This is a genomic window from Burkholderia sp. BKH01 (assembly GCF_025685725.1).
Taxonomy (GTDB): domain Bacteria; phylum Pseudomonadota; class Gammaproteobacteria; order Burkholderiales; family Burkholderiaceae; genus Burkholderia; species Burkholderia pyrrocinia_C.
On the sequence record NZ_JAOTQT010000014.1, the window covers coordinates 121,910 to 139,966 of the forward strand.

At 67.7% G+C, this 18,057-nt stretch carries 16 protein-coding genes; 4 read left to right on the forward strand and 12 right to left on the reverse strand.

Translation table 11 applies throughout. The features are described 5' to 3' along the window. Positions 1–3: 3 nt before the first annotated feature. The 6 genes from OEJ37_RS20880 to OEJ37_RS20905 all read right to left on the reverse strand — a co-directional run bounded on the left by OEJ37_RS20880 (position 4) and on the right by OEJ37_RS20905 (position 4,597). Complete coding sequence (locus tag OEJ37_RS20880; RefSeq protein WP_263345305.1) at positions 4–1,458, reverse strand: DHA2 family efflux MFS transporter permease subunit; 1,455 nt, start codon at positions 1,456–1,458, stop codon at positions 4–6. Further along, on the reverse strand, positions 1,455–2,018 hold the full coding sequence (locus OEJ37_RS20885) for an isochorismatase family protein (RefSeq protein WP_263345306.1): 564 nt from the start codon (positions 2,016–2,018) through the stop codon (positions 1,455–1,457). The genes OEJ37_RS20880 and OEJ37_RS20885 overlap by 4 nt, the downstream gene beginning before the upstream one ends. Positions 2,019–2,085: 67 nt before the next feature. Continuing rightward, positions 2,086–2,541 (reverse strand): MarR family winged helix-turn-helix transcriptional regulator, encoded by a 456-nt coding sequence (locus OEJ37_RS20890; RefSeq protein ID WP_411859275.1) that lies wholly within the window; start codon positions 2,539–2,541, stop codon positions 2,086–2,088. 183 nt (positions 2,542–2,724) lie between these two features. After that, the gene (locus OEJ37_RS20895) at positions 2,725–2,961 is read right to left on the reverse strand and encodes a hypothetical protein (protein ID WP_152857112.1); all 237 of its coding nucleotides are present in this window, start codon (positions 2,959–2,961) and stop codon (positions 2,725–2,727) included. Between the two features lie 44 nt (positions 2,962–3,005). Next, on the reverse strand, positions 3,006–4,088 hold the full coding sequence (locus tag OEJ37_RS20900) for a serine hydrolase (RefSeq protein ID WP_263345307.1): 1,083 nt from the start codon (positions 4,086–4,088) through the stop codon (positions 3,006–3,008). Positions 4,089–4,318: 230 nt separating this feature from the next. Beyond that, entirely contained in the window at positions 4,319–4,597 is a 279-nt protein-coding gene (locus OEJ37_RS20905) for a hypothetical protein (protein ID WP_263345308.1), read from the reverse strand. Between the two features lie 51 nt (positions 4,598–4,648). Here OEJ37_RS20905 and OEJ37_RS20910 point away from each other — a divergent pair, with 51 nt between their 5' ends. Beyond that, a complete protein-coding gene (locus tag OEJ37_RS20910) occupies positions 4,649–5,524 on the forward strand; it encodes a LysR family transcriptional regulator (protein WP_263345309.1) in 876 nt (291 codons plus the stop codon). A 75-nt stretch (positions 5,525–5,599) separates the two neighbouring features. Beyond that, positions 5,600–5,884, forward strand: a complete 285-nt coding sequence (locus OEJ37_RS20915; protein WP_175918116.1) for a transcriptional regulator — start codon at positions 5,600–5,602, stop codon at positions 5,882–5,884. Positions 5,885–5,962: 78 nt separating this feature from the next. On the opposite strand, the gene OEJ37_RS20920 is transcribed toward OEJ37_RS20915, so the two are convergent. The 4 genes from OEJ37_RS20920 to OEJ37_RS20935 all read right to left on the reverse strand — a co-directional run bounded on the left by OEJ37_RS20920 (position 5,963) and on the right by OEJ37_RS20935 (position 11,903). Continuing rightward, entirely contained in the window at positions 5,963–6,706 is a 744-nt protein-coding gene (locus OEJ37_RS20920) for a transporter (RefSeq protein ID WP_263345310.1), read from the reverse strand. A 76-nt stretch (positions 6,707–6,782) separates the two neighbouring features. Further along, the gene (gene mgtA / locus OEJ37_RS20925; protein ID WP_263345311.1) at positions 6,783–9,545 is read right to left on the reverse strand and encodes a magnesium-translocating P-type ATPase; all 2,763 of its coding nucleotides are present in this window, start codon (positions 9,543–9,545) and stop codon (positions 6,783–6,785) included. Positions 9,546–9,592: 47 nt separating this feature from the next. Beyond that, a complete protein-coding gene (locus tag OEJ37_RS20930) occupies positions 9,593–9,751 on the reverse strand; it encodes a hypothetical protein (RefSeq protein ID WP_175747622.1) in 159 nt (52 codons plus the stop codon). Positions 9,752–10,265: 514 nt separating this feature from the next. Further along, on the reverse strand, positions 10,266–11,903 hold the full coding sequence (locus OEJ37_RS20935; protein ID WP_263345312.1) for a S8 family peptidase: 1,638 nt from the start codon (positions 11,901–11,903) through the stop codon (positions 10,266–10,268). A gap of 414 nt (positions 11,904–12,317) precedes the next feature. Here OEJ37_RS20935 and OEJ37_RS20940 point away from each other — a divergent pair, with 414 nt between their 5' ends. Together OEJ37_RS20940 and OEJ37_RS20945 are read left to right on the forward strand one after the other, a co-directional pair. Next, complete coding sequence (locus tag OEJ37_RS20940; protein WP_152857104.1) at positions 12,318–13,214, forward strand: glutamate/aspartate ABC transporter substrate-binding protein; 897 nt, start codon at positions 12,318–12,320, stop codon at positions 13,212–13,214. A gap of 347 nt (positions 13,215–13,561) precedes the next feature. Then, the gene (locus OEJ37_RS20945; RefSeq protein WP_175918106.1) at positions 13,562–14,809 is read left to right on the forward strand and encodes a multidrug effflux MFS transporter; all 1,248 of its coding nucleotides are present in this window, start codon (positions 13,562–13,564) and stop codon (positions 14,807–14,809) included. A gap of 74 nt (positions 14,810–14,883) precedes the next feature. On the opposite strand, the gene OEJ37_RS20950 is transcribed toward OEJ37_RS20945, so the two are convergent. Together OEJ37_RS20950 and pbpC are read right to left on the reverse strand one after the other, a co-directional pair. Continuing rightward, positions 14,884–15,573: a hypothetical protein gene (locus OEJ37_RS20950; protein ID WP_263345313.1), complete on the reverse strand. Its 690-nt coding sequence runs from the start codon at positions 15,571–15,573 to the stop codon at positions 14,884–14,886. Between the two features lie 239 nt (positions 15,574–15,812). Next, positions 15,813–18,050: a penicillin-binding protein 1C gene (gene pbpC / locus OEJ37_RS20955; protein WP_263345314.1), complete on the reverse strand. Its 2,238-nt coding sequence runs from the start codon at positions 18,048–18,050 to the stop codon at positions 15,813–15,815. Positions 18,051–18,057 lie beyond the last annotated feature (7 nt).

The window sequence follows — 18,057 nt, forward strand, 5'->3', positions numbered from 1 at the left end:
CGTTCAGCGCGAACCGGCGCGTGCGGCGCCGGCAGTTCGTCCGCCCGCACCGGCCGACCACAACGGCAGCCGCAGCGTCGTGACGAAGCCCGCCGCATGCAGCACGCAAAGCAGGCCGAACGCCCACGCGTACGCGGCGGCTTGCGTGCCGCCGTCCGATATCGCTTCGGCTTGCAGCCGCCACGCGAGGAACAGCGTGCACAGCGTCGTGAACGTCGGGCCGCCGAGGCGCTGCACGATATTGAGCGACGTCGTCGCCATCGGCAGGTTGCGGCGCTCGACCGACGCATACGCGGCGGAGATCGACGGCGCGCCGATCGCGCTCTGACCCATGCCGCGCAGAAACAGCGCGGGCACGAGCACGTACGGATCGTAGCCGGTCAGCGCGACGAACACGAACGGCAGCGTCGCGACGAGGGCGAGCAACGCGCCGGTGGCGGCCAGCCGGCGCACGCCGAACCGGCTCGTCAACGCGCCCATCGACGGATAGGTGACGAGCATGCCGAGCCCGAGCGGCGCGAGCAGCCAGCCCATTTCGCCCGGCGAGCGCCCGCACGCCTGGATCAGGAACACGGGGATCAGCATCTGGCCCGCGTACATCGCGCCGTTCGACAGGAACTGCGTGCCGGCCGCCGCGCCGAATACGCGGGAGCGAAACAGCGCGAGATCGATCAGTGCGTGTTCGCCCTTGCGTTGCTCGAAGCGCAGGAACGCGGCGAGCAGCAGCGCCGAGCATGCGATCGCGGCGATGCCGGGCGCCGTGCTTATCCGTTCGGCGCCATACAGGAACAGCACGAGGCCCGGCGACAACAGCGCGAGACCGATCCAGTCGAGTTCGCGTCGTTGTGCTTCGTCACGGTCACCGGGCAGGAACCGCACGGCCAGCGCGAGCGCCAGCACGCCGACAGGCAGGTTCACGAGGAACAGCCAGCGCCACGACGCATGCTGCAGGATCGCGCCGGCGACCACGGGGCCGAGGATCGGCGCGAGCAGCACAGGCACCGCCGCGTAGCCGATCATGCGCGCCATCTGCTGGCCGGCGACGCGCGCGATCATCATCTGCGCCATCGGTGCGAGTAGCCCGCCGCTGACGCCCTGCAGCACGCGGAACGCGATCAACGACGGCGCGGACCACGCGAGCCCGCACAGCGCCGACGTGAGCGTGAACGCCGAGAAGCACCACAGGTACAGCGCCTTCGCGCCGATGCGGTCGACGAGCCAGCCGTTCAGCGGCAGCACCAGCGTCAGTGCGAGCAGGTAACCGCTCGTCACCCACTGGATCGTCGACAGGCTCGCATGCAGGTCGGTCGCGAGGCTCGACAGCGATACGTTGACGATCGTCGCGTCGAGCTGCGACAGCAGCGAGCCGAGCGTCGCGACCGCGCTGACTTTCCAGATCGACGAATCGAGCCGGCCGGCCGCGTGGCCCGCCGCCGGCTGCGAGCGTCGGTCGCTCACGCGCCGCGCCGGTCGAGCAGTGCGACGATGTCCTGCGTCGAGCCCGTTTCGCCGAGGCGCGGGAACACGCGCTCGATGCTGTTCGCGTGCGCGTCCGCGTTGAGGTCGGTCATCGCGTCTACGGCGAGCGTCACGTTGTAGCCGAGTTCGTGGGCCTGCCGCGCGGTCGATTCGACGCCGATGCTCGTCGCGACGCCGGTCAGCACGATCTGCGTGACGCCGGCCGCCTTCAGGTGTGCGTCGAGATCCGTACCGGTAAATGCGCCCCAGGTCTTTTTCGTCACGACGTGGTCGCCCGGCTGCCGGTTCAGTTCGGGCACGAGTTCGGTCCAGTCCGCGGGCAGAGCATCCAGGCGCACCTGCTGCTGAGTGCGGCCCGGCGCGCCGCCGGCGACGTTGACGAGCACGACCGGCAGGCCGCGGCTGCGGAATGCGTCGAGCAGTTCACGGGCGTGTGCGACCACCGGCGCGACCGGATGTGCGGTGGGGAGGGCGACGATGCCTTTCTGCAGGTCGATGACGACGAGTGCCGTGTTCGTGTCGAGACGGGGTTCGCTCATGATGGGGCTCCGTGGAATGGACGAAGGGATGCGGGCGCGCGAATGTTGCGATGCGCGCCCGCCGGATTCACTTGTCGCCGATCCGCCTGATCAGCGGGATCGCGGCGGCGAGCGTGCGGATTTCTTCGGGATCGAGCTTCTCGATCGCGGCACCGAGCCACTGGTGCTTCGCGACGTTGCGCTTGCGCCGTGCCTCGAGGCCGACCGCGGTCAGCTGGAAAAGGATCTGGCGGCCGTCGGTCGGGTGCGGCTCGCGTTCGACGAGGCCTTCCTCTTCGAGGCTCGCGAGGATCGTCTTCATCGATTGCGGCTTCATTGCCTCGGCGCGGGCGAGATCGGCGGTCGTCATCGGCCCGTTCTGTTCGAGCCGCGCGAGCGCGCTCGTCTGGGACATCCCGAGGCCGTCGGCCGGGACTTCGGAACGGAGCCGGCGGATCAATTGACCGACCGCCAGGGTCAGGTTGGCGGCGACGGTGTCGGCAGAAAGGCCGGATGGACGCGAATCAGTCATGGGTGGGAGCATAGGTTAAGACAGTTTAACTTGCAAGATAAACTGTCGAATTATAAAAGGGATGTGAACGCGATCGATTCGTTCGACGATCGGTGTATTGCGCACGTCGTGGCTTGACGATACCGGCTGATAAAGAGGAAGGCGAGACACGGGCGGCGCGACGCTCGGCCGTGCGCCCGGTGAAGGTGTGTTCCGCTAGACGCGACCGGTCGACGGAACCGGCACGACTTCGCTGTATTTAGGCGTGGCGTCCTCGTGCAGCAGGTCGCCGAGATATTGCGCGAGTTCGTCCGCGGCGAGCGCGGACGGAATCTGCAGGTCGGCCGGGCGCCGCTTGCCTTCGGCGCCGAGATCGAACACGGCCCAGCGGCCGTTGGTCCGCACGACGGCGAGCAGCCGTCCGAATGCGCTGAAGCGGTATTCGTCCTGCATGGCATCGCTCCCGTAGGGTGAACGCGCCGGCCGCCTGCGCGCGCCTACTGGATCGAGCAGGTCAGCCAGCGATGGATTTCGAGTGCGTCGCTCGATACGCCGGCACGCGTCGGCGCGCCGAGCAGCACGACCGTTTCGCGGCGGCCCTTCACACGCATGCGCATCACGACGCCGTGCCCCGATTCGTTGATGAAGCCCGTCTTCTGCAGCCGGATCGGCAGGCGGCGGTAGCGGACGAGCGGGTCGGAATTCACGTACAGCAGCTCGCCGTCGCCGGGGCGCACGGTGGTCGACGTGTCCGTCGAGAAATAGCGGATCAGCGGATCCTGCGCTGCCGCGCCGACGAGCCGCGCGAGATCCTCGGCTGTCGATACATTGTGCGGCGACAGGCCGGTCGGCTCCCTGAAGTGCGTGTGGCGCATGCCGAGCCGACGCGCTTCACGGTTCATCGCTTTCACGAACGCAGCGCGCCCGCCCGGATAGTCGCGGCTCAGCGCGGCCGCCGCGCGGTTTTCGGACGACATCAGCGCGATATGGAACATGTCGCGGCGCGACAGCTCCGAGCCTACCTGCAATCGCGAACCGGTGAACTTGATGGTGTCGCGATCGTGCGCGGTGACGCGCAGCACACCGTTCAGCGGACGGTCGGCGTCGCGTGCGACGACGGCCGTCATCAGCTTCGAGATCGACGCGATCGGCCGCACGGTGCGCGCGTTGCGGGCCAGCAGCGGCGTGCCGGAGTCGACGTCGAGCACATAGGCTGCGCGTGAATGCAACGACCTGACCGCGCGCGGGGTATAGCCGCAGCTTGCCATCAGGCGCGGTTTGGCGGCCGCCGGGCGCGGGCGTACGGCGGTCGTGCGCTTCGCGCGGCGATGCTGCGGAGCCGGCGCCGCATGACGCTTGACTGCACGATGCTTCGCGTGCGTGCGGCGATGCTTGACGGCTTTGATCTTGCGGTGGGCGGGCTTCTTCTTGACGGCTTTCGCATGCGCATGGACATGCGCGGTGCGATGCGGCTGCGCGCGCTGCGCGGACGCGTTCGCGGCGAACGCGAGCAGCAGGAACGAGAGGGCGAGGATCAGGGTGGTCCGGGCGCGAGGCAGGCGCGCGATGAGGCCGGTCAAGCGAAAGTCTCCTTTTCACGCGCGATGCGGCTGCGCGGAATGCATGGGCGGTCAGCGGGTGCGGGAAATTATAAGGTCGATCGCGTGGCGATGACGATTGGATCGCGCGCAATGGCGTGTGATGCAGGCAGATTCTGGTCGTTTTCGCGCTGCCGGTTAGCGGTGCGCGGGCGCTGAAAACCATCAAGGCGTGCCGTTCCGGGCCGGCACACCGCAGGATGCGGCGCGGGTCAGCGCGGCCAGTTCCGCCGCGACACGACCGCAAAACTGATCGCGATCGAACCCGTCACGGCGCGTGGCGGTGCGTCTTCGATCGCATCGCCGAAGCGAAAACGGCGGCTGCGTCCGTCGCTGGGTTCGGCGCGACGCTTCGGTGCGCGCGTATCGACGGCGGCGGTGCGTTCGTTTGCAACCGCGCCATCGCAAGATGGGGCCGCCACGCAGTCGGCCACGTGATCAAGAGACATGACAGTGAATTCCGGGAAGGGCATGCCCGTATTGAACGTCATCGCATTCGATCAGTAAAATGAATATTTCGATCGTTACGATTCCCTTGAAGAATGGAACTGAAACTGCTGCGAACGTTCCTGACGGTGACCGAGCTGTGCCATTTCAGCCGCGCGGCCGATGCGCTGCACATGAGCCAGCCGGCACTGAGCAAGCAGATCGGCGCGCTCGAGGCGAGCCTCGGCGGCAAGCTGTTCGAGCGCGGGCGGCACGGCGCGGAGCTGACGCCGTTCGGCGAACGCTTCCTGCCCGACGCGCAGGCGCTCGTGCGCGATGCCGACGAGATCCTCGCGCGTGCGCGGGAGGCGACCAGCGGGCAGCGCGGGCATCTGCGGCTCGGCATCTGCCTGTCCGTGCTGACGCTCGTGCCGAAGCTGGTCGCGGAATTTCGCCACCGCAATCCGGGCATCGCCGTCACGCTGAGCGACCTGTCGTCGTCCGAGCAGACGCGCCGGTTGCGCGCGGGCAAGCTCGACGCCGGCTTCCTGCGCCTGCCGTCCGACGACGGGCTGTCGTCGTTCAAGGTGATCGACGAAGGGCTCGCGCTCGCGGTGCCGCCGCACCTCGGCTTCAAGCGCGTGCCGGCCGACCTCGACGTGCTCAACGAGATCGGCTTCATCGCGCTGCAGCGTGCGCGCGGCCCGGGCCTCGCCGCGCAGATCGACCGATGGTGCGTCGAGCGCCGCTTCGTGCCGCACGTGACGCAGCAGGCGGAAGATGTGCAGTCGGTGCTGACGTCGGTCGCGGCCGGCGTCGGCGTCGCGTTCATCCCGTCGCGCGCGCAGTACCTGCTGCGAGACGCGACGGTGCTGCCGCTCGACGGCCGGGACGCGAAGTGGCGCGTGGGGCTGGCGTGGCTGTCGGGGCGCGACGATCCGGTCACGACGCATTTCGTGTCGTTCATGCGTGCCGCGATCAAGGGTGCGTGACGCGGCGTATAGTGTCCGCGATTGCGTCCTGATTGATTGACTGCCGGCCCGGCACCGGCTCACGAACCCGAACCGATGACTTCAGAATCCGACGAATCTCCGCTCGATCCCGCACTCGTGGCGACGCTCGCGACGCTGAACGAGGCCGCGAACGATCCGGCCGGCAAGACGTGGTCGCTGCCGAAGATCGCGAAGCGCGCGCAACTGCCGATGAGCACGCTGCGCCGCGTGCTGACGCAGCTCGACGCCGCGGGCCTGAGCGCGACGACGCTGAATGAGGATGGCACCGGCAGCGCCGTGCTGACCGACGAAGGGCGCAACGTGTGCGCGGAACTGTTCGGCGCGAACGACGCCCGATGAATGAAAAAACGGGCCGCTGTGAATGAACCGCGGCCCGTCGTGTTGCGGCTCGACGCGTGCACCGCGCCATGCCGTGTATCACCACCGCGCCGTCACGCCGCCCATCACCGAATGACGATAGATCTGGTCGTTCAGCCCGCGCCGGTAGCCGACGTCGAGATCGAGCCAGCGCGTCGGCGAATAGATTGCGCCCGCGAGCACGAACGCCGGATTCGCGCCTGCGGTGCTCTCCGGGTTGCGCGACATGCCGACGTCGACCACGAGCTGCAGCCGGTCGGTCGCCTTGTAGAGCGCCGCGCCCGACATGGCCCAGATCGACGTCACGTCGCCCTGGCGATTCGGCTGGTACGCGAGGCCCGCATTCGCGAGCAGCGAGAAGCGCGCGACGTCGGCCTGTGCGAGCAGCGTCGCGCCGGTGCCGACGCGACCCGTGCCGAGCCCGCGACCGTCGTTGCCGGTCGGCATCGTCACTTTCGGTTTCAGCGCGAGTGACAGCGGCCCGCGTTCGACGAAGCGCCATTTCATGCCGATCTCGACATCGCCGATTCCCGCGCCGTTTTCGTCGGAGCGCGTTTGCAGATGCGTATAAGGCGCGTTGACGTAGAGGTCGACGCGTTCGCCGAACCCGCGCGTGAGCGTCGCGTTCCATAGCTGGTGGCGGCCGCTGTCTTCCTGTTTCGAGGTTTCCTCCGCGTTGAACTCGAACTGCCAGTTCGCATTGCCCTGCGTGCCCGTATCGTCGCTGACGAGCGGGTGGGCCGGATAGGCGTCGAGCGGTGCGAGGAGTGCGCTCGCGGCTGCGAGCGGAAGGATTCTTTTCATTGCGTCACCCGTATTGCATCGTGAGTGGCCGGCCCGCGCGCGTTGCTCGGGCCGGCACATCGTTATCCGAACCGAATCAGAACCACTGCTTGTAGCGGCGCACATAGATCGTCTTGACGATCTGCGCGAGCAGGATGTAGCCGACCATCGTCGCGGCGAGCCACAGCCAGAAGGTGCCCGGCAGGTGCATGAAGCCGAGCGCGTCCGCGAACGGCGAGAACGGCAGCCAGCAGCCGATCGCGATCGCGGTGAAGGTCGACAGCAGCACCGGCAGCGCGGCCGTGCTTTGCAGGAAAGGAATCTTCTGCGTGCGCAGCAGGTGCACGACGAGCGTTTGCGACACGAGGCTCTCGATGAACCAGCCCGAGTTCATCACGATCTGGCCGCCCGTGCCGCCGTTCAGGTGATACATCGCGCCCGCGCCGAACACGGTCCACATCAGCACGTAGGTCGTGATGTCGAACACCGACGACGTTGGCCCGACCCACAGCATGAAGCGGCTGATGTTGCCGGCTTCCCACTTGCGCGGCTTCTTCAGGAACTCGGGATCCATCTTGTCCCACGGCAGCAGCATCTGCGACGTGTCGTAGATCAGGTTCAACACGAGCAGCTGCGTCGCGAGCATCGGCTCCCACGGCAGAAATGCGCTGGCGACGAGCACCGAGAACACGTTGCCGAAGTTCGAGCTCGCGGTCATGTTCAGGTACTTCAGGATGTTGCCGAACGTCTCGCGGCCCTTGATCACGCCTTCCTCGAGCACCATCAGGCTCTTTTCGAGCAGGATGATGTCGGCGGTTTCCTTCGCGATGTCGGCGCCGCTGTCGACCGAGATGCCGACGTCGGCATCGCGCAACGCGGGTGCATCGTTGATGCCGTCGCCGAGGAAACCGACCGTGTGGCCGTTCGCCTGCAGCGCCTTGACGATGCGCGCCTTCTGCAGCGGCGTGAGCTTCGCGAACACGGTCGTGCGTTCGACCACCTGCGCAAGCGTTGCGTCGTCGAGCGCTTCGATTTCCGCGCCGAGGATCGGCTTGCCGGGTTCGAGGCCGACCTGGCGGCACACCTTCATCGTGACTGTCGGGTTGTCGCCCGTCAGCACCTTCACCGCGACGCCGTTCTCGCGCAGCGCGGCGAGTGCCGGCGCTGCCGACTCCTTCGGCGGATCGAGGAAGGTCAGGAAGCCGCGCACGACGAGGTCGCGTTCGTCGGCGGTGCGGTACTGCTCGCGTTCGTCGCCGCGCGGGATCGTGCGCGTCGCGACCACGAGCACGCGGAAGCCGTCCTCGTTGTACGCGTTGGCCTGTTCGAGCAGCCGCTTGCGCGCGACGAAGTCGAGCGGGCGCACGCCGTCTTCATCCTGCACATACGTGGAGACGGCCAGCATTTCCTCGACCGCGCCCTTGCAGACCAGCAGGTGCGCGCCGCGCGTATCCTCGACGACGACCGACAGGCGGCGCCGCACGAAGTCGAACGGCAGCTCGTCGATCTTCTTGTAGCCCTGCGGCTTCGCGCGTTCGCCGATCTCGTCGGCACGCGCGACGACCGCGATGTCGATCAGGTTCTTCTGGCCGCTCTGGTGGAAACTGTTCAGCCAGCCGAGCCGCAGGATTTCCTCGTTCTTGTAACCGGACAGGTCGAGGTGGTGTTCGAGGATGATCTTGTCCTGCGTGAGCGTGCCGGTCTTGTCGGTGCACAGCACGTCCATCGCGCCGAAGTTCTGCACCGAGTTCAACCGCTTGACGACGACCTTGCGGCGCGCCATCGCGATCGCGCCGCGTGCGAGGTTCGCGCTGACGATCATCGGCAGCATCTCGGGCGTGAGACCCACGGCCACCGCAAGCGCGAACGTGAGTGCGCTCAGCCAGTCCCCCTTGGTCAGGCCGTTGATCATGAACACGATCGGCACCATCACGAACATGAACTTGATCAGCAGCCAGCTCACGCTCGCGACGCCGCGGTCGAAGCTCGTCTCGATGCGCTTGTGGCTCACGACGTTGCGTGCGAGCGAACCGAAGTACGTGTCTTCGCCGGTCGCGACGACGACGGCAGTCGCCGTCCCGCTGACGACGTTGGTGCCCATGAAGCAGACGTTCTCGAGATCGAGCAGCGATGCCGACGTGTCGGTCGCCGCGCCGGCCGCGCGCGTGCTGGCGGATTTGCCTGCCACCGCGCCGAGCGTGTCGTACTTCTCGACGGGCAGCGCCTCGCCGGTCAGCACGGCCTGGCTGATGAACAGGTCGCGCGACGCAAGCAGGCGCACGTCCGCCGGGATCATGTCGCCGGCCGACAGGTGCACGATGTCGCCGGCCACGACTTCGCGCATCGGCACCTCGCGGCGCGCGGGCTCGGCCGTATCGGTCACCGCGCGCTGCACGGTGGCCGTCGTGCGGACCATCGCCTTGAGCTTCTCGGCCGCGTGCAGCGAGCGGAACTCTTGCACAAAGCGCAGCAGCGCGCTGATCGTGACCATCGTCAGCAAGATCGTCGTGCCGACGTAGTCGCGATCGCCGGGCGCCGCGAACCAGACGTCGGTGCAGAAGCTGATGGCGGCCAGCACCAGCAGCACGTAGACGAACGGGTTGTGGAACGAGAGCAGCAACTGGCGCGTCCAGTGCGGCGGCTTGTCGTGCGCGATTTCGTTCGGGCCATAGTGCTGCAGGCGGTCGGCGGCCTGGTCGTAGGTGAGGCCGCGCGTGCTGGTGTGCAGCGACTTCAGCGTGTCCTCGAGCGGGCGGGCCGCTTCCTGCGCGGCGCGCATGATGCGCGGTTCGTTCTGCTGACCGGGGCCGGTCTTGATGAAGCCGCGCTGTTTCTTTTGCGATGTGTTGCGTTGTGTCATGAGTCGCTCCTGGCGCGCGAGGCGGCGGGCGGGGAGCGGCCGTGACGTTATCGACGCACGAGCGCTCCCCGCCGCGTCGCGTCAAACGCGATCGGCTGTGGATCGGTAAAGGCGGGAACGCTCGCCGGCGCGTGGAGTGCGGTCGGCGTGTCGATGCGCAGCGTCGCACCGGCGAGCGGTAATCGACTACTGTCGTCTGAGTTCATCTGCACTCCTGTCGGTTGCGAGTAATCGGCACGAGCGATCGGCAGCCGCGCACGCACGAAGGCGCGCGGCCTGACGGCACGCGAACGGAAAACGCACGCGGCTGGCGCCGCGCGCAACACGAACGCACACGCGCGACGGCGCGTCGCGTGCATTCGACAACATCGAAAAATTCGGCGGGGAATCTGGCCGGTCAGGCCGGAAGGACGCCGCATCCTGCTTCCCGGGATGCGGCAGAAGACGAGGCTCTGCGCGTTTTCCTCAGGCAGCAGTCAAGTTGGTCGAGCACCAACTACAACTCGCATCGGTGTTCACAGAACACTCCATGTAATTAGACGGGGGCGATGGTAAAGGCTCGTCGTGCGAAGCGTCAACCCTTTTGTCAGGCGTTATTTTGAGAAACGGAATCGGGTCGATGAACGATCGCCGGATCTCCGGATCGCCGGCCGCCAGAAAAAGCAAGCCGCGCGCACGCCTTGTCGGCATGCGCGCGGCTGCGGCGAGGCAGGGTGCCGGTTACAGGTTGGCTGCCGCGACGGCGGCCCCTGCATCGAGAATCCCCGAGCCCGCCGGCATCGCGGTGCACGGCGTGCCGGCGGCCAGCTTCGCCGCGCGTGTGCCGCCTTGCAGCTTTTGCTGGATCTGCGCGGGCGTGAGGTTGCCGTTCACCGCGAGCATCAGCGCGGCGACCCCCGTCACTTGCGGCGTCGCGAGGCTGGTGCCGTTCGCGAGGCCGTAGGTGTCCGAGCCCGGCGTCGTCGTACCGGTGTTCGACGTCGACAAGATGTTGACGCCCGGTGCGCTCAGCGTGATGTTGGCGCCGAAGTTGCTGAACGATGCGCGGCGGCCGGTCGCGTCGGTTGCACCGACGCTGACCACGCCGCGGCAGTTCGCGGGCTGGTCGAGCCCGGTCGACAGGCCGTCGTTGCCGGCCGCGACGACGACGGTCACGCCCTTCGCGTTCACGTCGTCGATCGCCTGCTGGAACGTCGTGCTGCACGCGCCGACGCCGCCGAGGCTCAGGTTGATGACCTTCGCGGGTGTCGGGTTCGTCGGTACGCCGGTGACGGGAATGCCGGCGGCCCAGCGCATCGCGTCGGCGATGTCGCTCGTCACGCCGCCGCACTTGCCGAGCACGCGCACCGGCAGGATCCGGCCGAGCCACGACACGCCGGCGATACCGGCGCCGTTGTTGGCGGTCGCGCCGATCACGCCCATCACACGCGTGCCGTGCCAACTGCTGTTGCTCGGTTCGCTCGCGCAGTGATAGTACGGGCCGTTTGCGTCGCCGAGTTCCTGCTGCGTGACCCAATCGCCCGGATCGGATGCGTCGGGGCCGCGCGACAGGCCGTTGTTGCTGGTGTTGACGTTGGTGATGAAGCTGTAGCCGGGCAACAGGTTGCCGACGAGGTCGGCGTGCGGCCGAGAGCCGGTGTCGAGCACCGCCGTGACGACGGTCGGCGAACCCTTGGTCGTGTTCCATGCGGGCGGCAGGTCGATGCCGGCGGTCGGGTCGGACAGGTACCACTGCTGGCTGTAGAGCGGGTCGCTCGGCGTGTCGCGGATCTGCATCGGGTGATCCGGTTCCGCGTAGTCGACGTCGGTGTCGGTCGCGAACGCCTGCGCGAGTGCGGTCGCGTCGGTGGCCGCGATGCGCTGGCCGAGCGACAGCACGGCCGCGCCGTTCGAGATCGTCCGCTCGACCAGCACGTTCAGCGGCGTTTGCGCGACCGTGCTCGCATAGGCGCGTGCGCTGCCGGTCACCGGCGCGGTCCAGCGCGTCATCGAGCGCTGGATCACCGCGTCGAGCCGCGTCCCGTTGTCGATGGCGGCCATCGCACGCGTGGCCGTCAGCGTCTTCAGCTTGACGATCAGGTGATCGACCGGCGGTTCGTCGGGCGTGGTCTGCGCGGCCATCTGCACGGCGGCCTGCTGGGTCGCGCAGGCGTTGCTGCCGGACGTGGTGGGCGGGGTCGTGGGAGCGGGAGCCGGTGTGGGAGCCGGTGCTGCGTTGGACGAAGACGGGTTGCTGCCGTCGCCGCCTCCGCCGCCGCAGCCGGCGAGGGGCAGGAGGGCCGCGGCAGACAGCATGCCGGCGAGCATGCGCGCATGGGCGGAACGGGCCAGCGCGAAATTGAAACGTTTGGCTCTCATGTTGAAGCTCGATCCTCGTAGATAACCGTCGTGCCGGCGGTGTGCTCGGTCCGGCAGAAACCGGACCTTGTTTTTATCGGGCGCGCAAGTCTGCTGCGACGCGCCATGCACTGGGTAACGGCCGCTGTGGCGGCTTCTTGAGTATGTTTTGTGTGAATAAAGAGCGGGACGCAAACGATTCCGTTGCGGCATCGCAGCATGAACGCGCGTTTGGAACGCGTGGCACAGATGGCGGGGTTGAGCCCGCAAGCGGCCGGTCGGGCGAAACGCGTGTCGCGGGTCGGTTTGCGCGGTACGGAAGACGGGTTGCATAGCCCGGCCGCGGTGGACGGTTGATTACGCTTTCCCTGATGCGACGCGAATTTTGTCAGGCGTACGATCGCAATTCGATCAACGTTTCGTCAGGAGAAAAGCATGGATCGCCGCTTCCGTTTGCTGGCTGTCGCGCTGTCCTGTGCACTGGCGGGCGCCGCGCACGCGCAGGCCCTCACCGGTACGCTGAAGAAGATCAAAGACACGGGCATCGTGTCGCTCGGCATTCGCGAATCGTCGGTGCCGTTCTCGTATTCGGACAACCAGCAGAAGAACATCGGCTACTCGCGGGACATCGCGGCGCGCATCATCGACCAGTTGAAGACGGACCTGAACCTGCCGAACCTCACGGTGAAAGAGATTCCGATCACGTCGCAGAACCGGATTCCGCTGCTGCAGAACGGGACGATCGATTTCGAATGCGGATCGACGACGAACACGCTCGAGCGGCAGAAGCAGGCTGCGTTCTCGAACAGCATCTTTCTCTATGGCATCCGTTTCAGCACGCGCAAGGATTCGGGCGTGAAGGATTTTGCGGACTTGGCCGGCAAGACGGTCGCGACGACGGCCGGCACGTCGGACGAGCGCCTGCTGCGCAAGCTCAATGAAGAGAAAGGGATGAACATGACGATCATCAGCGCGAAGGATCACGCCGAAGCGTTCATGAACGTCACGACCGGGCGCGCGGTGGCGTTCGTGATGGACGAGCCGCTGCTGTACGGCGAGATCGCGAAGGACCGCAACCCGGGCGCGTACGCGGTGACGGGCACGCCGCTCGTCCACGAAAACTACGCGTGCATGATGCGCAGGGACGATCCGCCGTTCAAGCATGTCGTCGACGGCGTGATCGCGAAGATGCAGACGTCGGGCGCGGCCGAGAAGCTCTACAACCAGTGGTTCACGCAGCCGATTCCGCCGAAGGGCGTGAGCCTCAACTACCCGCTGTCGGCGGAGATGAAGCAGTTGTTCAGGAATCCGACCGACCAGGCGCAGTATTGATCCGAACGCGGCGCCGTCATGAAAGACCGCCGGCGCTGCCGGCGAAGTTGCCGGCACGGGCGAGCGGGGCGCGACATGCGTGCGGCGTGATTGACGCTCCCCGTGCGGCGGGCGCGTCGCCGCGGTAGCGGAACATGCCCGCGGCCGGGCCGCCCCCATGACGGGAGCCGGCCCGGCTAGCGCATTTCCCCGCGTGCCGCAATCGGCTTTCAACCTCGCCCGCGCCAGGGGAATCCGGTCGCCAGACGCAACAACGGGCACAATACGGAATTCGCCACGATCGCACGCATGTTCGCAATTCGAACATGTCGGCCGCGTCGTCGCCGCCCGAATCCTTCCCAGTCGTCATGAACGCCACGCTCACTCCCGCGCGCGAGCCGAATTCGCCGCGTTTCCTGCTGTTCCTGATCTGCCTGTTCGCGTCCGCGGGCCAGCTTGCGATCGACATCTACGTGCCCGCGCTGCCCGACATGGCGCGATCGTTCGCGACGACGCCGCAGGCGATCCAGTCGAGCGTGTCCGGCTACATGGCGGCCTACGCGCTCGGCCAGCTTATCTTTGGCCCGATCGCCGATGCGTACGGGCGCAAGCGCGTGCTCGCGTTCGGGCTCGTGATCTACACGATCGGCTGCCTGCTGTCGCTCGGCGCGCAGAACCTGGAGACGTTCGTGCTGGCCCGCTGCCTGCAGGGTTTCGGGATCGCGACCACCAACCTGCTCGCGAAGGCGATCATTACCGATTCGTTCTCCGGCCAGGCGCTGATGCATGCGTTCACGTACATGTCGATCGCGTGGGGGCTCGCGCCGATCGTCGCGCCGGTGATCGGTGCGCACCTTCAGGAATGGTTCGGCTGGCGCGCCTGCCTCGTGTTCCTGCTCGTCTACTCGCTGGTGATGTGGGCGCTGCTGTGGCGTTATCGAGAGACCTTGCCGAAACCGGTGCATCTCGAGCCGCGCACGCTGATCGCGAACGCGGGCAAGGTGCTGGCGAGCCCGGTGTTCCAGAGCTGCTTCCTCGCGCAGGGGCTGTGCTACAGCATCCTGCTGGTCTTCAACATCGTCGGGCCGTTCATGGTGCAGACCACGCTGCACAAGCCGCCGACCTTCTTCGGCTATCTCGCGCTCGGCATCGGCCTGATGTATTTCCTCGGCGGGCTGTCGAACCGGATTCACGGGCGCGGGCTGCCGAGCGCCGAGCAACGGCTGCGCATCGGCGCGCGCGTGATGGCGGGTGCGTCGGTCGCGATGCTGGTGCTCGCGCTGACCGTCGGCCTGCGCGTGTGGACGCTCGCGACACCGGTGCTCGTGATGGGTTTCTGCGCGGGCGCGATGTATCCGACGCTGATGGCCAAGGGCAATTCGCTGTTTCCGCATATCGCGGGCCTGACGAGCGCGATCCTCGGGTGCGCGCTGCTGCTCGTGTCGTCCGCGATGATGGGGCTGGCCGGGTTCGTGTCGATCCACGTGCTGACGCCGCTCGCGCTGTTTTTCGTCGCGCTGTCGTTCATCGTCGTATGGATGGTGACGAAGCTGCTGCGGTATCTGACGCAGCAGCAGGCCGCGACCGTCGTGTGCGGGAGCGGGGAGGCGGCGTAAGCGTTTCGTTGATGGATCGCGAGCGGAGGCGAAGCGGGTGCCTGACGTTCGATTCCTTTCGCGCCGCAGACCGCTTACAACGGATGCGCGGCGCCGGCCTGCGTCAAAAGCGACACGGCAACCGGATCCGGCAATCCATTCGAATCGATCGCTCCCGCTTTCGCCAGCGCACCGAGATCGCTGTCGACACCCGGTTGCCCGACCACGAACGACGTGGTCAGGAACGCCGGCGTCGTCAGCGTGACCGCATAGCGCTGCTGCAGGTTCGTCACGACGGCCGATTGCGCTGCCTGCACGGCGTTCGGGCTGCCCATCACCTGCTGGAAGTGCAGATTGCCCTGGAAATTGCCGATCAGCCCGGCCGTATTTGTGCCGAGCTGTGCCGCGAGATAGACCAGCATCAGCTCGGTCTCGGGCGTCGTGTTGAAGGTGCCGCCCGCGTAGGCGAGCGAATGCAGGCTCGTGCCGCCCGATGTCACGGTGATGACGCACGGCAGCGCGGCGTTGACCGTCACCTGGTAGTTGCCGCCGCCGTCCGTCAGCGTCGTCGCCGAGCCTATCGCGCAACTGACCGCCACCGGCGCGCTCGCGAGCGCGTTGCCGGTGGCGGCCGTGCCCGACAGCGAGACGGTTTGCGTGTTGTCGTTGAAGCAGACATCCACGCCGAAGCAGGCGTCGCCGTTGCAGGCCTGGAGCGTCGCGAGTGTTGCGACGCAGAGCGCGCCGAGCGCGGGGCGGGTGAAGCGTTCGTGGCGAATGTTCATGGTCGCGGGTGTCCGGGAGAAGGGAGCAACCGGTGCGCGCCCGGGGAAGCGGCGCTGCTCATATTCTAGGTTCCCGATCCGCGAACTGCTCGCCCGTTTGCCCGTCCGGCCGGAAACCTTTCAATTTCCTTCGCAACGGGTCATACGAGAGAACGCGCCGTTCCCGACGGGGCGGGCGTGCCGTTCAGCGGCGCGAGTCTTGCGGCAACGCGGCCGGCAAGTAAGCAGCCGGTTCACGCTCAGGGCTTGCGCGCGGCCGTCTTCGCGAACGCGCCGCGCACCTCGAAGCCGATCGCATCCGCGACGTTGCCGCGCGCGTCGACGAGTTCGAGCCGGTGCCGGCCCGGCCACGGCATCCACGCGACGCGGTCGGCATGCCCGATCACCTTGTCGTCGAGCCGCCACGCGAACCGCGCGGCGCGCCCGGCCGAGCGCTCGAACCAGATCCGCTGGTTCTTCGGCGGAATGTCCGGGTCGATCGCGAAGATCGTGCCGTCGGTCGGCGCGCCGATCGTCAGCGGCGCGCGCGCACCGCCCTTGCCCGGCGTGACGGGCGCGGCGAGCCGGATCGTGTCGACCGCCGTCCCCGCGATGAACCACTCGTTGCGCGCTGGCTCGATGTCGCGCTCGAACGTGATGCGGCGCGTCTCGACACCGGCCGGCGCGCGTGGCGCGTGGCTCGGCAGGTCGCGGTGCAGGTAGCCGACGACGGCCGACCACACGGGCGACGCGCCCGTGACACCCGACACGTCCCACATTGGCGAGCCATCCGCATTGCCGACCCACACGCCGACCGTGTAGCGCGACGTGAAGCCGACGGTCCAGTTGTCGCGCATGTCCTTGCTCGTACCGGTCTTGACCGCCGAGAAAAAGCGCGTCGCAAGCGGGTTGTCGAAGCCGAACGTGCGTACGCGCGCATTGTTGTCGGAGAGGATGTCGGTAACGACGAAGCTGGCCGCTTCGCTGAACACGCGCGTGCCGCTGTCGGCACGCGCGGGCACCGACACGCCGGGAGTCGATGCCGGCGCCGGCAGGTCGACGACCTTGCGCGCGACACCGCCATTCGCGAGCGCGCGATACGCGTTGGTCAGCGACAGTAGCGTGACGTCGGCACTCCCGAGCGCGAGGCTGAAGCCGTAGTAGTCGCCTTCCTGCGCGAGCGGCAGGCCGAGCGCGGTCAGCGTGCGCGCGAAGCGGTGCGGCGTGACGAGCACGAGCGTGCGCACGGCCGGCACGTTCAGCGAGCCGCCGAGCGCGCTGCGCACGCTCACCCAGCCCTTGAAATCCTTGTCGTAGTTCTGCGGAATGTACAGGCCGCCGCCGGCGGCGAGGTTGATCGGCGCGTCGTCGAGCAGCGACGCGGCAGTCAGCCGCTCTTCGTCGATTGCCTGCGCATAGAGGAATGGCTTGAGCGTCGAGCCGGCCTGGCGCGGCGCGAGCACGGCATCGACGTCGCGCGCGCTCGACAACGCGCCCGACGATCCGACCCACGCGCGAATTTCGCCGGTCGCGTTGTCGATCACGACGACCGCGCCGTCCTGCACGTTGCGCCGGTGCGCGGGCGCGTTGAGTTCGGTCAGCGCGCGCATCAGCGTGTCGCGCGCAAAGCGTTGCAGCGGTGCATCGAGCGTCGTGCGGACCTGCGCGCCGGCCGCCGGCCTGACTTCGGCCGCGATGCGTCGCGCGAAGTGCGGGGCGAGGGCGGCGCCGTCGTCGCGTATGGCGTTGGCCGGACGCGCGGTGACGAGCTGCACGTAGCCGTCGAGCGACGCGCACGCCTGCTCTGCATGCATGTCGCGCAGGATCCGGCATGCGCGCTCGGCGACCTTCGCGGGTGTCGCGTTGGGCGCGCGCACGAGTGCGGCCGCGATCGCGGCTTCGCGCGCGTCGAGGCCCGACGGCGTCTTGCCGAACAGCACCTGCGACAGCGCGCCGAGCCCGACCGTCTCGCCGCGGAACGGCACGAGATTCAGGTAGGCCTCGAGGATCTGGTCCTTGCGCCAGCCGCGTTCGAGCAGCAGCGCGTTCATCGCCTGCGTGGCCTTCTGCGGCAGCGAGCGCTGGCCCGAGCGGCGTGGCGAATCGCTGAGCAGCCCGGCGAGCTGCATCGTCACGGTCGACGCGCCGCGCGTGCGCTCGTTCCACAGGTTGCCCCACGCGGCGCCGGCAATCCCGCGCCAGTCGACGCCGCTGTGTTCGTAGAAGCGCTTGTCCTCGGAGACGACGATCGCCTCGCGGAACGCGGGCGATACGTCCGCGAGCGACACCCAGTCGCCGCGCCGTTCGGCGAGGTCGACGCGCGTGCGCTGCAGCGGCGTGCCGTCGCGCGCGAGCAGCACCCAGTCGGAACTGCGCCAGTTGCGGCGCACGTCGTCGTAACCCGGCAGCGCATGCGCGACGAGCGGCGCGGCCAGCACGACGGCGACGAATACGCGGCCAGCGAAACGCGCCGGCCGCGGCAAGACCCGATCGATCATCACGCGC

What these genes read in the sequence shown, in the direction of transcription:
- OEJ37_RS20905 (WP_263345308.1), bottom strand. Translation starts at nt 4,597, where the DNA reads ATGACGTTCAATACGGGCATGCCCTTCCCGGAATTCACTGTCATGTCT.
- mgtA (WP_263345311.1), bottom strand. Translation starts at nt 9,545, where the DNA reads ATGACACAACGCAACACATCGCAAAAGAAACAGCGCGGCTTCATCAAG.
- OEJ37_RS20915 (WP_175918116.1), top strand. Translation starts at nt 5,600, where the DNA reads ATGACTTCAGAATCCGACGAATCTCCGCTCGATCCCGCACTCGTGGCG.
- OEJ37_RS20885 (WP_263345306.1), bottom strand. Translation starts at nt 2,018, where the DNA reads ATGAGCGAACCCCGTCTCGACACGAACACGGCACTCGTCGTCATCGAC.
- OEJ37_RS20950 (WP_263345313.1), bottom strand. Translation starts at nt 15,573, where the DNA reads ATGAACATTCGCCACGAACGCTTCACCCGCCCCGCGCTCGGCGCGCTC.
- pbpC (WP_263345314.1), bottom strand. Translation starts at nt 18,050, where the DNA reads ATGATCGATCGGGTCTTGCCGCGGCCGGCGCGTTTCGCTGGCCGCGTA.
- OEJ37_RS20895 (WP_152857112.1), bottom strand. Translation starts at nt 2,961, where the DNA reads ATGCAGGACGAATACCGCTTCAGCGCATTCGGACGGCTGCTCGCCGTC.
- OEJ37_RS20920 (WP_263345310.1), bottom strand. Translation starts at nt 6,706, where the DNA reads ATGAAAAGAATCCTTCCGCTCGCAGCCGCGAGCGCACTCCTCGCACCG.
- OEJ37_RS20945 (WP_175918106.1), top strand. Translation starts at nt 13,562, where the DNA reads ATGAACGCCACGCTCACTCCCGCGCGCGAGCCGAATTCGCCGCGTTTC.
- OEJ37_RS20910 (WP_263345309.1), top strand. Translation starts at nt 4,649, where the DNA reads ATGGAACTGAAACTGCTGCGAACGTTCCTGACGGTGACCGAGCTGTGC.
- OEJ37_RS20930 (WP_175747622.1), bottom strand. Translation starts at nt 9,751, where the DNA reads ATGAACTCAGACGACAGTAGTCGATTACCGCTCGCCGGTGCGACGCTG.
- OEJ37_RS20940 (WP_152857104.1), top strand. Translation starts at nt 12,318, where the DNA reads ATGGATCGCCGCTTCCGTTTGCTGGCTGTCGCGCTGTCCTGTGCACTG.
- OEJ37_RS20890 (WP_411859275.1), bottom strand. Translation starts at nt 2,541, where the DNA reads ATGCTCCCACCCATGACTGATTCGCGTCCATCCGGCCTTTCTGCCGAC.
- OEJ37_RS20935 (WP_263345312.1), bottom strand. Translation starts at nt 11,903, where the DNA reads ATGAGAGCCAAACGTTTCAATTTCGCGCTGGCCCGTTCCGCCCATGCG.